The organism is Aliagarivorans taiwanensis DSM 22990, assembly GCF_000429505.1.
Lineage (GTDB): Bacteria > Pseudomonadota > Gammaproteobacteria > Enterobacterales > Celerinatantimonadaceae > Aliagarivorans > Aliagarivorans taiwanensis.
On record NZ_AUBZ01000002.1, the window covers coordinates 146,671 to 161,610 of the forward strand.

Sequence of the window (14,940 nt, forward strand, 5' to 3'; positions counted from 1 at the left end):
AAGGAAGTGTTAATTGCAAACTGCAATCAACACGGATTAAGGAAGACATAGAACGACCCTGTCTAAGTACAATTTTTTGGAGGTGTCTATGATCCTTAGAACATTAGTTTTGATATTGAGTTTTGTGTGTTGTTCGGCCGGTGCCAGCCTGTTGTTTGATGTAAAGGTGTCGCCTAAAGCCTTGGCCCGCGGCGTTAGTCAGAGCCCAGGCCCTGCGGTGTTGGCTTTTCGTTCCAGCATCTCAAGCGAGGGCCAGAGAAATGTAGTGCAACGCTCGGGCATTGCCATCGAATATCAACAGAGCTCGTCGTGGAAGCGCAACTTTAGAGGCAGCCTTAGCTGGCAGGTCAATCCAAACCTCAGCTTTAAAGCGCGTAGTTCCGGTATCAAGTCGCGGCTATATATGCCGATGAAACAACTATGCAGTTACTGTTTTACCCAAGTGGAAACCTCGTTAAGACGTAATGGCGATGTGAAGCTGCAGCTTCGCACCTACTTTGAGTAGATTGCATCGAGCCTTACGGAAGGTAAAATGCGCGCGGTGAGTCTTCATTGCTTAGGGTTTCAGTATATACTGTTGCCGTTGGCTTTCGGGCTGTTTGTTTCGATAACTAGATAAGTGAATTAAGGTGTTTCATGCTGGGCTATGTGCTGTTGGCCCTGCTCTTGGTTGTCGCACTTCCTATCGCAAGTTTCTTTACAGGTTATATGGATGCCTACCTTCGCTTTGGGCCAAGTATCTCGGGCGCTGCGATTCTAATGTGGGTGGTGCGAGACATAAAGCAGATGGTACGACGCCGCCGATAAGGTTGGCGGTTTAAAAGAGGCGGTGAATAAATATTCATTACCTCTTTTGTTTTTTCTCCAAAACTATTTCTAAGCGCTTGTTTTTTCGGGGCTTGTTGAGCTGTAACGCAGGTGAATTAAGACTGATCTTTTACGAAAAATCGCTGATTTTCAGTTGACCTCTGTAGGATGTAAGTCATTGATAAATAAAGGTTATATTGTTTTGTTTGTGACCTAAAAGACAGAAGATATACTTTTCACTTCACATTTCACCGAAAAAAACGTAACTTATCTGACTCGAAACTGAGCAAGATCAAACTGATTAGATAAATCTAAGCGAAGTCACGGACTCAGGCTTGCGGAATTTTTATTCAAGTTCTAGCCTGAAATTGGCAGCGGATAACAAGCAGAGATTGCTTCCTGCTGCACAGATAAGGAGATTATTATGAGTCAAGAAGAACAGCCGACAATGCGTTGTTACGCAACTGGTAAGGGCTTTTTTGTTCGCCTACCCATCACCAATGACGAGTTAGACGTAGAAGAGAAAGACAACGAAGCTGAAGCTTGCGAGTAGCCCCCTCAGTTACTACTTGAAGCTCACTGTTTTTGCTCAGAGTACCGCCTGCAATCGCAGGCGGTTTTGTTTATATGGGCTTAAACATTCCGTCACAATGTTGGCGCAGCGCCAACAAAAAGTTCTTCACCAAGGGGTTTTCCAGATGATGGTTGGGGTAATAGGCCATCAGTGCCCGTGTTTCAGAGCGCAACTGGGGCATAATCGCTTGTAAGCGCGCCTGCTGCAGATCGCGTTGGATAGCCTCTTCGGAGATGAGGATGATACCCATGCCCTGGATGGCGGCTTCAATAATCCCTGCGGGTGATTCGCACACCACCTGAGGCTGCTGATTAAGCAAGGTACCATCACTGAGCATGACACCGCCGTTGTCGAGCTGCCCTTTGGCCAGCAATATCGGAAGCTGTTGCAGTTGATTCACGTCCTCTATCGGCCCGTGGCGCTGAATAAACTCGGGACTGGCATAGAGCCTCACTGAGTAGTCAAACAATCGGGCGGCCTTAAAGCTGGCGCTTTGCCAATCTTCCAACTCCTTAATCACGGTCAGATCGACCGATAAGTCGGGCGCATCGTTAGGCTCCACATCCAGCAGTTTGACCTGAACCTGCGGGTGTTGCTCGAGAAAGCCCCGCAGTGCCGGAACCAATATCAGCTTAGTGGTAACCGAAGTAGCACCGATAGTCAGCAAGCCTTTCAACCCTTGGCTTTGATCATTCAGGCTGTCTTTGAGTTGGCGAAACTGCTGCAGCCACTGTTTACTGTGTTTGTAGAAATGCTCGCCGCGTTCGGTTACGCGGATCCGACGGGTACTTCGGATCAGCAGTTGGCAACCTAGCTGCTGCTCCAGCCAGTTGATGCGTTTGCTGCAGGCGGAAGTGGTCAGGCCGAGCCGCTCCGCGGTTTTCACAAAGCTCTGCTGCTCAACCAGCTCGATATAAGTATCGACCGCGTTGTACCAATCCATGTTTCCCCTTAAGAAATAATAATTTTCTTTAGTGCCTGATTATCAGAATACCGCAAAGCGATAGAATGGGGTATGAATAAGAATCTGTTGCCTCTCGTCTTTTCCATCGCGTTTATTGCGGGCTCACAGCTGACCAATAGTTTATTGGGGCCGGCGCTACCGGTGATGGCTGAATTTTATGCGGTTGCTGAACACCAAGTGCAGCAGCTGGTGGTCAATTTCATGCTTGGCTTGGGCTTCTCCCAGCTAATTTATGGGCCGCTGGCGGATGCCTATGGTCGCCGTCGCGCATTCTGGTTGGGGCAGTCTATCTTCCTACTGGGTAACCTTATCGGCTTACTCGGTATCGGTTCGCTGCAACTGTTGAGCTTAGGGGTATTTGTTCAAGGACTGGGTGCGGGCAGTAATCAGATCTTAGCGCGCTGTCTGTTGAGCGATAGCTATCGAGGAAGCCGATTAAGCAACAGCTTTGCCTTATTGGGCATGGCCGCCTCAGTAGTGCCGGTGATTGCGCCGCTTGCCGGTGGCTTTATCACCGCGCATTTCGGCTGGCAGGCATTGTTTGCCGTGGTGGGATTGAGCTGCTTTAGCTTGCTGGTGGTTGCCGGCTTGTGGCTTCCAGAAACCCACAGCACAGCCGATGGTCAGCTTAAGTTAAGGCCGGTACTTGTCCAGTATCAGAAGCTACTGAGTGAGGCTCCTTTTATCCGCTATTCCAGCTTCGCTTGGATATCCAGCGTGGGATTGATGTACATGATTACCTCAGTGCCTTTCGTGCTTCAGCATGATTTTGGCTTGGGGGTGGAGCTGTCGGGCGCGCTGATGATGATTCCGGCGGTGGGTCTGGCATTGGGCGGGGCTGCGAACCGGCGCTTGCTGGGGCCATTGGGCGAGCTTAAAACCTTATTGCTGGCAGCAAGCGTGCCGGTGAGTGCAGCGCTGATCCTGCTTTTTGCCGGGGATTTACTGGCGTGGGTACTGATTGCAATGATTGCGATTAGCTTGAGTGTGGGCATGATCTACCCCATCTCCCAGACCGGCTTGTTTAGTCATTATCATCGCCAGGCCGGCACCGCGTCGGCTTTAATGGGCTGTCTACAGATGTCGATCACCGCGTCGGTGATTGGTGGCGTGCACCGAATGATAGAGCCGTCTGTTCACGGTATGACCTTGGTATTTGGCTTGATGGGTCTGGCGGTATTCGCTGTTATATCCATGGCCGCCAAGCTGCAAGCGGGGCCAGTTCTCAGTGGCGGCACCGACTGATAGCTGATGGCTATCGAAGCTAATGAAAATAACAATTTGGGGAAGTGGGGCTTAGCAAGTAAAGTACTATACCCGAGCAACCTCAAGATGCTTGTTCAGCGAGGTTTTACAGGCCCTCAGGTAAGGCACTGTTCCGCCGATCTAGTGGTCTAAATCAAGGAACAGTAACGCAGCATGAGGGCCTGTAAAACTCGCCCTTTGGGAGGCGCTCAATGTCCATAGCTCTTCGTTGAAAGCACTTGAAATGGGTCACCATTCCTTCGAACTTTCGCCTCGCCCTATGGACATTGAGTTCCTCTGAATCCTGCATCTTGAGGCTGTTCGGGTATATCAACGTTATCCAAGGAGTTACATCATGTTTGCAGTTATTTTTGGTCGTCCAGGTTGTCCTTATTGTGTACGCGCTAAGCAGATCGCCGAGCAGCTTTCTGAAGCCAACGAAGACTACAAGTTCCGCTATGTGGATATCCACGCCGAAGGTATCAGCAAAGCTGATCTAGAAAAGACCGTAGGCAAGCCGGTAGAAACCGTTCCTCAGATCTTTGTTGATGAGAAGCACGTGGGCGGCTGCACCGAGTTTGAAGCGCTGATGCGTGAGAAGTTTGACTTCTAAGACTCCTTAGTAAAAACCATCCTCCATATATAAGCTCGGTATCAACCGGGCTTTTTTGTGCGCGCTGAGCGCGAAATACTAGGCTTCAGGGTCAAACAGTGAACTTGGGCACAGATAAAGCAGTAAAGCTAGGTCTACAGTTTAGCGAGTAGTCTCAAAGCAGCTTTTCCTTGATACCCAGTAATCTTGGCTAAGCTGATCGTCTCAATCGCTATTAATAATTGTGCCGAGCTAGCTAAGGGGGCCTTATGGACGCGAGTTATGTGCTGAACCTTGAAGCAAGCATCTTGCTTGGGATCGTCAACGAGAAGCTGCGTTTGGAGTGTCATAGTCTGGAAGACTTGGCCTTAACCTTTGGGGTGGAACAGAGCCTGTTATCACGCCGGCTGGAAACCATTGGCTATCACTATGATGTGATTTCCAATCAGTTTAAGGCGATTTAAGATCTTAAACTGCTACCTATTTAGGACTAAGGTAGGCTTAGTTAGCTAATGCCTGCCTTATTGTTCCCTGTATCATTTTACTGACAGTTGGACTGTTCGGCGTGCTGCGCAGTGTCACCTATCTTTCTCTATCCCCTTCATATTGTTACTGAAATATCTTCTGTCATCATTTTGTCATAGTCTCGAGCTATGTTTTGGCACATCTTTGCAACATCCCTTCCTATTTAGCTTCAAGTCAAAAGCGTAAAGATTTCTTTATAGTGCTTAATTATTAGTTGTTTAGCGTTTGACGTAAAAGTTCCCCTGTCACCTAGATTTCATGTTGATGACATGTAAATGTCACATGGCGCGAATAGCATGACTTGCGTCACATTCCAATTGACTGAAACAGTGTTAAGGACAAACATAATGAAAAAGTTAAGTGTTATTGCTCTGGCAATCGCAGCTGCTACTACTGGCGGCGTAAATGCAGCTTCTGTATACGATGATGGCACTACTAGCCTGAAAATCGGTGGTCGTGTTGAGCCTCGCATGAAGTTTCAAGACCGTAACGACGAAGACAAGTCTGATTTCTCTGATGAGAGCCGTTTCCGTGTTGCATTCTCTGGTAAGACTCAAATCACCGACAGCCTGACTGGTATCGGTCACTACCAAATGGAAATCAAAGACGGCAGCGATCAGACTGTTAAGACTAAAGAGCTATACGCTGGTCTGGGTACCGCTATCGGTTCTTTCACCTACGGTCAACAAGATGGTGCGTTCACTCCTATCGCTGACATCTCTGATATCGCGTCTTACCACTCAGGTAACCACATCGGTATCATCGACGGTAACGGTGACGAGATCCAAAACACCCTGACTTACGCTGGTGATTTCGACGCGCTGGCTGTAACTGCTCACTACACCATGAACTCTGACAAAGACACTGACGGCTACGGTCTGTCTGCTGTTTACGGTTTCGACTTCGGTCTTGACCTGGGTCTGGGTTACATGGGTAACGACTTGGGCCGTGGCGCTGGCTCTGCTGACGCGTTCACTTTCGGTGCGGGTTACTCAATCGAGAACTTCTACATCGGTGGTGTATACGTAACTGGTGAAGGTGCAGACGGCGACAAAGACACTGATTTCGATGCATACGAAATCTCTGCTCAGTACAAGTTCGGTAAAGCTCGCGTAGTTGGTGTTTATGCTTACCAGCAAAACGACCCAACTGGCGCTGCTAAGTACGACGAGACTGACCAGTTCGCTCTTGAACTTCGTTACGACTTCAACAAAGCCTTCCGTGTAGTTGGTTCTTACGTATTCGAGCAAATCGATGGCGGCGAAGATCAACTAGTACTGGGTGCTCGCTACAACTTCTAAGTTGTTGCAAACCACTGCCTAGAAAAAAGGTCGCCATCGGCGACCTTTTTACTTCCTTACCCTCGTGATTCGCTGGCAGAACTAAATATCCATTAACAGAATCTTAGAGCGGCGCTGCAGGTTATACATCGCTTGCTTCTCTTGCGGTAGCTGATCCAGTTCAGCCGGGGCGAAGCCGCGCTCGCGGAACCAGTGAATGCTCTTGGTGGTGAGCACAAACAGCTGCTGTAGCCCTTGGACTTTGGCTTTACGAATAATCGTCCTCAACAACACATCACCACGGCTCGCCTGACGATAGTGGGGGTGAGACACCAAACACGCTAGCTCGCCGATGTTATCTTCGCTAAAGCTATATAATGCGGCGCAGCCGATGATCATCCCATCCCGCTCGACGATGGTGAAGCGATCGATCTCCATCTCCAGCTGGTCGCGGGAGCGCCTGACCAACACGCCTTGTTCTTCCAAGGGGCGGATCAGCTCGATAATGCCATTGATATCTTCCAGGTTAGCGTCGCGTACCCGCTCGTAGCTGTGCTGCACTAACTGGGTGCCGCTACCGTCGCGGGTATAGAGCTCTTGTAGCAGCGCGCCATCACGCTCGTAGCTGACCAAGTGGCAGCGATCGACTCCTCGCTCACAGCAGTCTAAGGCCGAGCGCAAAAAGCGCTGGGAATCTTCGCCGTTTTTCTCACAATCGGCTAGCTGGCGGGCTTGCTCTGGCAGCAGCTCACTGAGTAGCTTGCCTCGCTCATCATATAAGCCGCTGCGCGGGCCGAAGTAGATGACCTTGTCGGCTTTGAGCGCGACGGCGACTTCGCTGGCAATGTCCTCGGTGGAGATATTAAACAGCTCGCCAGTGACTGATACCGCCAGCGGCGATAGCATCACGATCTGGCCTTGTTCTAACTGGGCCTGCAAGGCTTGGTGGTTAATTCGGCGCACCTTGCCGGTGTGTTGAAAGTCCACCCCGTTGTCCACCCCGATCGGCTGCGATACCACAAAGTTGCCACGGATGACGCTGATATCGGCTTGATGAAGCGGTGAGTTAACCAGACCCATGGAGAGCTGGGCTTCGATATCGATCTGGATCTCACCAACCGCCTGTTTGATCAGCTTGAGGGTGTGGATATCGGTGATGCGCTGCTGCTGATAGAACTCGCAGTGAAGGTTTTGTTCTTCCAGTTTCTGTGAAATCTGCGGTCTTGCTCCGCAAACCAAGATCAATTTCACTCCCAAGGTTTTTAAAAGCGCGATATCTTGAATGATATTAGTGAAATTACTAGAATTTATCGCTTCGCCGCTGAGCATAAGCACGAAGGTCTTGCCGCGGTGAGCGTTAATATAGGGTGCTGACTGGCGAAACCAGCTCACCAGATCGTCTGTTTGACTTCTAGAACTCATCTTCCTGAATCGTTGTGTTGTAGTTTTGCGTAATTATGCACTTATTTGGCTGCATTGTTGCGCGAAGTTGCCTGCTTGTCGAGTAAAAAAGATAGTAGTTGGCTGCGTGAAATTTATACAATTTGCGAAAACCTCACCAATATATAAAATTTTAAGGAACCAGTTGTTGCTGTAGTTGGTCGAAGTGGCTATGTTGTCGCTGTGATAAATATTTGAGGTAAAGTATGACGGCATTTCCTGTTCCGCCGCACTTAGCCTTGCGGAAGGAGCCGAGCCAAGCCCGTACCCGCAGGTTATTGGACAAAATTTTAGATACCACCGCAGTCCTGATCGAAGAGAAGGGCTTGTCGGCGGTGAATACCAATCTGATTGCTGAGCGCGCCGATATCGATATCGCGTCGCTGTACCGTTTCTTTAAAAACAAAGAGTCGATCTTCTTTGCTGTCGCCCGCCGTTGGTACGACAAAGTACAGATGTCGGTGGAAGAAGCGGTGGTAGCCGAGCAAGCGTTTAGCATCGTCAGTTTCAACCGGGTTATCCACCACGAGGTGCGGGCGCTCCCCGACACTTACGTATTGTTGGTGCAGATGACCGAACTGTTCTCTAAAGACGCGGATTTCGCCGATCTGGAAGCGTGGCACCGTGAGCGCCTTGAAGAGATCATCGAGAAAGTGATGCGCGACAGCGGCTGCGACTGGGATACCAGCAAGCTGCATGAAGGTGCTCGCTATATCTACGACTTTATGCGCGCCTTCTTGGTGAGCGAGTTGAGCAAGACCGCCAGTGAACATCAACGCTCATTTGCCTGGCATGAACTGATGATGCAGCAGTTGGATCACATCATTCATCAGGATGCTCCTCGCAACGTTGCACTGATTGCCTAGATCGCATTTACTGTAAGGGAGTTCTTCACGGAAGAAGGATACCCTTGTGGATCTGCAAATTTTATTCACCCGCGCTAAGACCTTGCCGGTGATGCCTGCCATCATGCAGGAACTGCTATCGTCGCTCGATAGTGACCTCCTTGAGCTACCAGAGCTTGCAAGTAAACTCGCTAAAGATCAGGTGCTTAGCGCTAATGTGCTGAAGATGGCTAACTCTGCTGCTTTTCGTGGCCAAAGCCAATTAGACTCCATCGATGCTGCAGTGATCCGCTTAGGCCTAAGCCGAGTGCGTTCACTGGTGGTGGCTGCTAGCCTGAGTACCGTGAATCCCGGCCAACACTTCAATCACCAGCAGTATTGGGAGCAGGCAATGTACGTTGCGCTGCTAAGCCAGACTTTGGCTGAGTTCTGCGATGCCAGTCCAGATGTCGCCTTTACCTGCGGTATGTTGCATAGCATTGGCGAGTTGATGATCGTCAGCGCAGCGCCCGAACAAGCGGGCTTAATTGAGCTGAGTATGGAACAGGGCGAGACCCGAGTGGTCGCCCAACGCCAAGTGCTGGGGCTGGATTACTCAGAGATTGGCGGAGAGTTGGCGAAGCGCTGGCAGTTTGCACCAGTGATTGTCTCGGCCATCGAGCAGCAACTAAACCCTCTGGGCCACAAGCCGGTATCGCCCTACGCAGTACTGATCCGCTTAGCGATCTTCGTACATCACGCCTTGGTTGCCGGGGTAGCACCGAACTTGCTGGTGAATAACCTACCTGCGAGTTTGTGCAATCAGATCGAGCTGCAAACCGATGGCTTGAGTGATGCCTTAGCCAGTGTCGGCGAAAAGGTGAAAGAGAGCCTTAGTGGTACCCCAGCCTAAGCGGGCTTTAGCTTAGCAAACAGACCTTTGGCATCTTCCAGCAACAGGTAGTTGACCGGTACCAGTAACAAGGTAATCAAGGTGGCGAATAAGATGCCAAAGCCCAAGGATACCGCCATCGGTATCAAGAATTGTGCTTGGGTGCTTTTCTCAAAGATCAGCGGCATCAGTCCGGCGAAAGTGGTCAGCGAGGTGAGCATCACCGCCCGAAAACGTGCGCTGCCGGCCTGACTCACTGCTTGTTGCAGCGGAATGCCTTGTGCCCGCTGCCGATTCACGTAGTCCACCAACACTAAGCTGTCGTTCACCACCACGCCCACTAAGGCCAGCATACCCATCATGCTCATAATGCTGAGCGACATCCCCATCAACATATGACCGAGGATTGCACCTATGCAGCCAAAGGGGATGACCGACATCACGATCAGAGGCTGCCAGTAGCTGCGAAAGGGGATCGCCAGCAGGCTATAGACCACAAACAGCACAAAGATCAGCCCCAGTTGCAGGCTGCCAAAGGACTCGCGCTGCTCCTTGGCTTCCCCTTCTAAAGAAAAACTGACTTGTGGAAACGCCTGCTGCTGTTGGCCTAACCAGGTGACCAGCTCCTGCTTAATCGACTCGATGTTGGCGCTTTGCTTGTCCAGATCGGCACGGATGTTTTGAGTGCGTTGGCGATCCAAGCGGTTAATAGTGAGCGGGCTTTGTGAGGGAACAAGAGCGGCAACCTGGCTAAATGGCACGTCGCCGCCTTCACTGGTGCGGATCAGCAAACTGTTCAGGTTGGCCAAGGAGCGGCGCTGCTCGGCGGGGTAACGCAGGTAGACCCGCAAGTCTTCGCGGCCGCGTTGGATACGCTGTACCTGATAGCCGTAAAAGGCACTGCGCACCTGCGAGGTGAGGCTACTCAGGCTTAAGCCGAGCGCTTCGCCCATTGGCGTTAGGGTGAGCTGCAGCTCTCGCTTGCCCTTGCTCAGGCTGTCCTCGATGTCGAACACCGCCGGAAACTCCGCCAGCTTCAGTTTGACCTGCTTGGCAAAGCGCGCCATAGCGGCAAAATCATTACTGGCTAGCTGCACATCCAAGGGCGATCCGCCGCGGCCGATCTCAGCCCGAAAACTCAGGCTTTCCACCCCCGGCAGCGGGCCTATCAGCTCACGCCATTGCTGTACTAGCTGCTGGCTGGTGATCGGGTTGGCGCGGGTCTCCGGCGGCTCAATCTCGAACACCACGCGGCCCCGGTGGGTTTCAGCACTACCGCTGCCGCCCCCTGAGCCGGTGGTGGCTAAGATATTCAGGATCACGCTCTCGCCCGTGTCAGGGTCTTGGTGGCGCTGCTGCAGTTGTTGGGCAGCATGTAAGATCCGCTGCACGTAGTCATCGGTTAGCTCAAAGCTGGTGCCTGCGGGCATCACCAAGGAAGCGCGTGCGGTCTCGCTGGGGATGCGCGGGAAGAACACAAAGCGCACCCAACCGGAGGTAGCCAAGGTGGTGACAATCAGCAGGATCGCCAGCGCCATTGATAGCGTCAGGTAGCGGCGATGAAGGCAGAAGTCCAAGCTAGGCCGATACACCTTCGAGATAAATCGCTCCAGACCGTTGGCTATGCCTTGTTGGATGCGGGCCAGTCGACCAGGCTGGGGGTTAATCCGCACATGGCGCAGGTGGGCAGGGAGAATCAACTTGGACTCGACCAAGGAGAACAGCAGTACTGGGATCACCACCAGTGGGATCTGCGAGAAAATCTTGCCCCTCACTCCTTCAATCATCATCAGCGGAATAAATGCTGCGATGGTGGTGAGCACCCCAAAGGTCACCGGCACCGCCACCTCTTGAGTACCTCTAATCGCGGCTTCAAGCGGCGGCTCGCCACGATTGAGCCGTGAGTAGACATTCTCGCCGGTGACGATGGCATCATCCACCACGATCCCCAGCACCATGATAAAGGCGAACAGCGAGATAATGTTGAGGGTGACGCCAAGCTGCGGCATCAAGATAAGGCCACCCATAAAGCTCAGCGGGATCCCAAGGCAGACCCATAGCGCAACCGCTGGGCGTAGAAACAGTGCCAGCAACAGAATCACCAGCAGGCAGCCTTGAATCGCCGAGTTTTTTAAGGTGTTGAGGCGGGCCTTCACAATCTTGGAGCGATCCCGCCAGTAGGCCAGCTCGATGCCTTGTGGCAGCGCCCCTTCCTTGACCGCGATGTAGTCTTTGACCGCATTGGCCACCTCAATGGCACTTTGCTGGCCGACCCGATACACCTCCAACAAGATCGCTGGCTCGCCATTAAAGCGGGTGTTGATGGGGTCTTCCTCAAAGCCATCCTTGATGGTGGCGATATCGCCCAAGCGCACTCGACTGCCGCCTTGGTCACTGACCACCAATAGTTGTGCGAAGTCTTCGCCGGTATAGGCCTGGCCTTTGGTGCGCAGCATGATCTCGCCTTCGCGAGTGCGCAGCGAGCCTGCGGAAAGTTCCAGCGAACCTTGTTGTAGCTGTACAGCCAACTGATCCATCTGCAGGCCGTACTCGCGCAGGGTCGCCTCGTCGACCTCAATGGAGATCTCATAGTCGGCGACGCCATCGAGCTCCACCTGAGTGATTTGCGGAAGCTGTTGCAGTTCGTCGCGCACCTGCTCGGCCAGTTGGCGCAGTTGCCAGTCTTCCAATGCGCCGTAGATCGCCAGGCTGATGGTTTCCCGTTGTCGCTGGGTCAGGCTCACCACCGGGCGCTCGGCGTCACCGGGGAAGGTGGAGATGGCATCAACTCGAGACTTAATATCCGCCATCAGGTCGCGGGTATCGTAGCTTGGGTAGATCTCGGCGCTGACTCGGGCTGCGCCCTCGCGGGATACCGAGCTGAGCTGCTTGATGCCCTCTAAATCGCTGATTGCCTCTTCGATGCGGATCGCCAGGCCTTTCTCGGCTTCTTCTGGGCTGGCACCCGGTAGGGCAATACTCACGTTGACCTGATCGAGCTCGAACTCTGGGAACACCTCCAACGGCAGGCGGGTTTGCACCGAGAACCAACCGCCAATCAGGATCAATACCATCAGCAGGTTAGCGGCAACCGGATTGCGGGTGAACCATGCGATCAGGCCGTGCATTAGTTAGCCCTCAACTGGGCGCGGCTGCCCTCAAGCACTTGTCCCAGTGGGGTGGTTACCAGCTGCTCGCCGGCTTGAAGTTCGCCACGTACCACATAGTGCTCGGGGTCTTGCCAGAGCAGTGCTACTTTGCGGTAACTGACCTGGCCATCGTGGAACACCAACACCTGCTGATTGGGATAGAGGCTGGTGTGGGGGATGACAAACACCTCCTCGAGCTGTTTGCCATAGATCTGCGCTTCGACAAACTGCCCCAGCTTTAAGCTGGGCTGCTGAGTAAATGCCGGGCCATAGGGATCATCGATCTGCGCGAGCACATACAACTGGCGCGAGCGGCTGTCTAACACAGCCTCGCTGCGCACCAGTGTAGCTGGCCACTGAAACTGCTGCTCACCGAGGCGGGCAATAATCTCCACCTTGGCGGGCTCGCTGGGATGCGACTGGGTCTGTGCGCGGAACTCCTCGGGGATCGTCACCTGCTGCTGTTGCTCGAGGCTCAGTGGCAAGCGCACCTCGAGATAGTCCACTGCAAAGCTGCTGGCTAGCGCTTCGCCGCGGTTCACGTATTGATTGAGTTCGACCTGTTTGTCGAGTACTCGGCCAGCAAAGGGGGCGCGGATCTGGGTGCGCTGCAGGTCGCGCTCTGCCTGTGCCAGACGCGCCTTGGCCGAGGCCACCGCCGCTTGTTGCGCGGCTTGTTGGGGTTTTCTTAACACCAGCGCATTGGCTGGTTGCTGATCGCCCAGCCGTTGCCAATCTCGCTCGGCTTGGGCGGCGCGAGCCTGCTCTTCGGCCAGAGCCAGCTGCTGTTGGCTTAGCTCGGAGCGGGCGATGGTGACCGCGTTTTGATAATCCGCCGGGTCGATGCGTGCCAGCAGCTCGCCTTGCTCAAAGTAGCTGCCCTCGCGGAAGTTTTCCGACAAGTAGGTGATGGTCCCGGCCACTTCGGCGGTAAGGGTTAGCTGGGTATGCGCCTGGACATTGCCATAGCTGGTGAGCATCAGCTGGTAGCTTTGCGACTCGAGGGTTTGCACATCCACCAGTAGGCTCGGTTTCTCTGGCTCACTGCGGCGCTGGGCTTGTGGGCTTTGCTGCTGTAGGTATTGGCTTATCCAATAGGCTGCCAGCAGTATTAGTATCGGCAGGGCGATGCGCCACAACTTAGCCATTGTTTGTCTCCTCTGTGGCAGGGAATGGAGTCTCTATATCAGGTAACGCCCCATCTGGTAACGAATCGGGGCGAACCGGTAGCGATGTATCGAGGCCACCGCCCAGCGCTTGATAGAGCTGCAAGCGGTTCTGCACTTGTTGGTTGAGCGCGCTTAAGGCGGCACTGCGCGCATCAAAGGCGCGGCGCTGTGACTCCAACACCGTGATGTAGTTGACCAACCCTAGCTGGTAGTTCTCAAAGGCCAAAGCGGCAGCCAACTCCGAATCGCGGGCGGCGGCATCCAGCAGCTCACCGCTACTTTGCAATAACGGCTCCTTGCTCAGCGCCTGCTCTACCTCGGCAAAGCTATTGAGTACCGCCTGCTGATAGGCCTTATCGAGGCTGGCGGCCAAGGCTTGCTCGGCCTGCTGTTGGTTTTCCAGGGCTCCGGCATCAAACAGCGGCGCGGTGATGCCGGCGAACAGACTCCACAACAGCGACTCGCCATCTAACAGCTCGCCGAGCTGCTCGCTTTGGCTGCCGCCGCTGGCGGTTAGTCGCAGGCTGGGGAAACGCTCGCGGTAGGCGGCAAATACCCGTTTATCGGCGGCGGCTAGGCGAAAGCTAGCGGCCCGCAGGTCGTGGCGGCGTTGCAGTAGCTCTGAGGGGATCCCGGCGGGGAGTGGCGCCAGCGGAACCCCTAGCTCGCCCTTGGCCAGGATCTTACCCGCCGGGTAGCGGCCCAAGCTTAGTTCCAAACTTAGTTGCGCCTGTAGCTGCTGTTCTTGGCGCTGATTGAGTTGGCTGCGCACTGCATTGAGGTCGGCTCGCGCCAGATACACATCGAGCGCTTCGCGTAGACCGCTGCGATAACCGGCCTCGATAATCTCCAGATTGCCTTGTTGGTTAGCAATTCGCTGTTCGATCAACTGATACTGAAGCTGGGCTTCTAGCAGCTCAAACCACTGGGCAATCACCGTAACCGCGAGTTCCAGTTGGCTTTGCTGCCACAGCTCCAATTGCACTCGGGCATCGAACACCGCCGCTTGGGTGCGAGCTTCGAGCTTACCAAGCCAATCGAACTCCCAGCTTACGTCCAGCCCCAATCGGAACTGCTCCGTGCTGCTGTCGCGATCGCCACTGCTGGCGGCGGAGAGGTAGGCATCGATCTGTGGCCAACGCTGGGCATGTTGCTGCTGGATTAGGTAGAGCTGGCGGTCCAGCAGTAGGGCTTGCTCTGTGACACCGGGGTTGTTGACTAACGCCTCGGCGACTAGCTGCTGCAGCTGTGCACTGAGTTGGCTTTCAAAGCGCTGCTCGGCGAAGCTGCCGAGCTGATGCTGGCTGCTCCAGTTTGCTTGAAGCGGTGGGCTAGGTTGGCTGGGAAGCGGCGTTTGAGCGCTACAAGCGAGCAGCGCCAGGGAGCTTGTGAGTGTTATAGCAAAACAACGCCACTGCTTTGTCACCGGTTTGCCTTCACCTTGGTCGAGTCCTTGAGTATTAAAATCTAGCCTGCTCA

At 53.5% G+C, this 14,940-nt stretch carries 13 protein-coding genes; 8 read left to right on the top strand and 5 right to left on the bottom strand.

Going from position 1 to position 14,940, the window contains the following annotated elements:
- Nucleotides 1–88 precede the first annotated feature (88 nt).
- Nucleotides 89–505: a hypothetical protein gene (locus tag G462_RS0102230; RefSeq protein WP_157378536.1), complete on the top strand. Its 417-nt coding sequence runs from the start codon at nt 89–91 to the stop codon at nt 503–505.
- A 726-nt stretch (nt 506–1,231) separates the two neighbouring features.
- Entirely contained in the window at nt 1,232–1,360 is a 129-nt protein-coding gene (locus tag G462_RS25035; RefSeq protein ID WP_281171845.1) for a hypothetical protein, read from the top strand.
- Nucleotides 1,361–1,430: 70 nt separating this feature from the next.
- Here the strand turns inward: G462_RS25035 and G462_RS0102245 are convergent, their stop codons facing one another.
- Nucleotides 1,431–2,324: a LysR family transcriptional regulator gene (locus G462_RS0102245; protein ID WP_026957532.1), complete on the bottom strand. Its 894-nt coding sequence runs from the start codon at nt 2,322–2,324 to the stop codon at nt 1,431–1,433.
- 72 nt (nt 2,325–2,396) lie between these two features.
- On the opposite strand from G462_RS0102245, the gene G462_RS0102250 reads away from it, so the two are divergent.
- From G462_RS0102250 to G462_RS0102265, 4 genes are all read left to right on the top strand, one after another.
- A complete protein-coding gene (locus G462_RS0102250; RefSeq protein WP_026957533.1) occupies nt 2,397–3,590 on the top strand; it encodes an MFS transporter in 1,194 nt (397 codons plus the stop codon).
- 355 nt (nt 3,591–3,945) lie between these two features.
- Entirely contained in the window at nt 3,946–4,203 is a 258-nt protein-coding gene (locus G462_RS0102255) for a GrxA family glutaredoxin (protein WP_026957534.1), read from the top strand.
- A 248-nt stretch (nt 4,204–4,451) separates the two neighbouring features.
- The gene (locus G462_RS0102260; protein WP_026957535.1) at nt 4,452–4,646 is read left to right on the top strand and encodes a DUF4250 domain-containing protein; all 195 of its coding nucleotides are present in this window, start codon (nt 4,452–4,454) and stop codon (nt 4,644–4,646) included.
- Nucleotides 4,647–5,054: 408 nt separating this feature from the next.
- Entirely contained in the window at nt 5,055–6,008 is a 954-nt protein-coding gene (locus tag G462_RS0102265) for a porin (RefSeq protein ID WP_026957536.1), read from the top strand.
- Between the two features lie 81 nt (nt 6,009–6,089).
- On the opposite strand, the gene argA is transcribed toward G462_RS0102265, so the two are convergent.
- On the bottom strand, nt 6,090–7,409 hold the full coding sequence (argA, locus tag G462_RS0102270) for an amino-acid N-acetyltransferase (RefSeq protein WP_035476469.1): 1,320 nt from the start codon (nt 7,407–7,409) through the stop codon (nt 6,090–6,092).
- 296 nt (nt 7,410–7,705) lie between these two features.
- Here argA and G462_RS23740 point away from each other — a divergent pair, with 296 nt between their 5' ends.
- Together G462_RS23740 and G462_RS0102280 are read left to right on the top strand one after the other, a co-directional pair.
- Entirely contained in the window at nt 7,706–8,293 is a 588-nt protein-coding gene (locus G462_RS23740; protein ID WP_026957538.1) for a TetR/AcrR family transcriptional regulator, read from the top strand.
- Between the two features lie 46 nt (nt 8,294–8,339).
- Complete coding sequence (locus G462_RS0102280) at nt 8,340–9,164, top strand: HDOD domain-containing protein (RefSeq protein WP_026957539.1); 825 nt, start codon at nt 8,340–8,342, stop codon at nt 9,162–9,164.
- On the opposite strand, the gene G462_RS0102285 is transcribed toward G462_RS0102280, so the two are convergent.
- The 3 genes from G462_RS0102285 to G462_RS21545 are packed head-to-tail and all read right to left on the bottom strand — an operon-like array spanning nt 9,161 to nt 14,887.
- A complete protein-coding gene (locus tag G462_RS0102285; protein WP_035476472.1) occupies nt 9,161–12,271 on the bottom strand; it encodes an efflux RND transporter permease subunit in 3,111 nt (1,036 codons plus the stop codon). The two genes, G462_RS0102280 and G462_RS0102285, sit on opposite strands and share 4 nt — an antisense overlap.
- Nucleotides 12,271–13,440, bottom strand: a complete 1,170-nt coding sequence (locus G462_RS21540) for an efflux RND transporter periplasmic adaptor subunit (protein ID WP_035476475.1) — start codon at nt 13,438–13,440, stop codon at nt 12,271–12,273. Before G462_RS21540 ends, G462_RS0102285 begins: the two co-directional genes overlap by 1 nt.
- Nucleotides 13,433–14,887: an efflux transporter outer membrane subunit gene (locus G462_RS21545; protein WP_051326472.1), complete on the bottom strand. Its 1,455-nt coding sequence runs from the start codon at nt 14,885–14,887 to the stop codon at nt 13,433–13,435. The genes G462_RS21540 and G462_RS21545 overlap by 8 nt, the downstream gene beginning before the upstream one ends.
- Between the last annotated feature and the right edge of the window lie 53 nt (nt 14,888–14,940).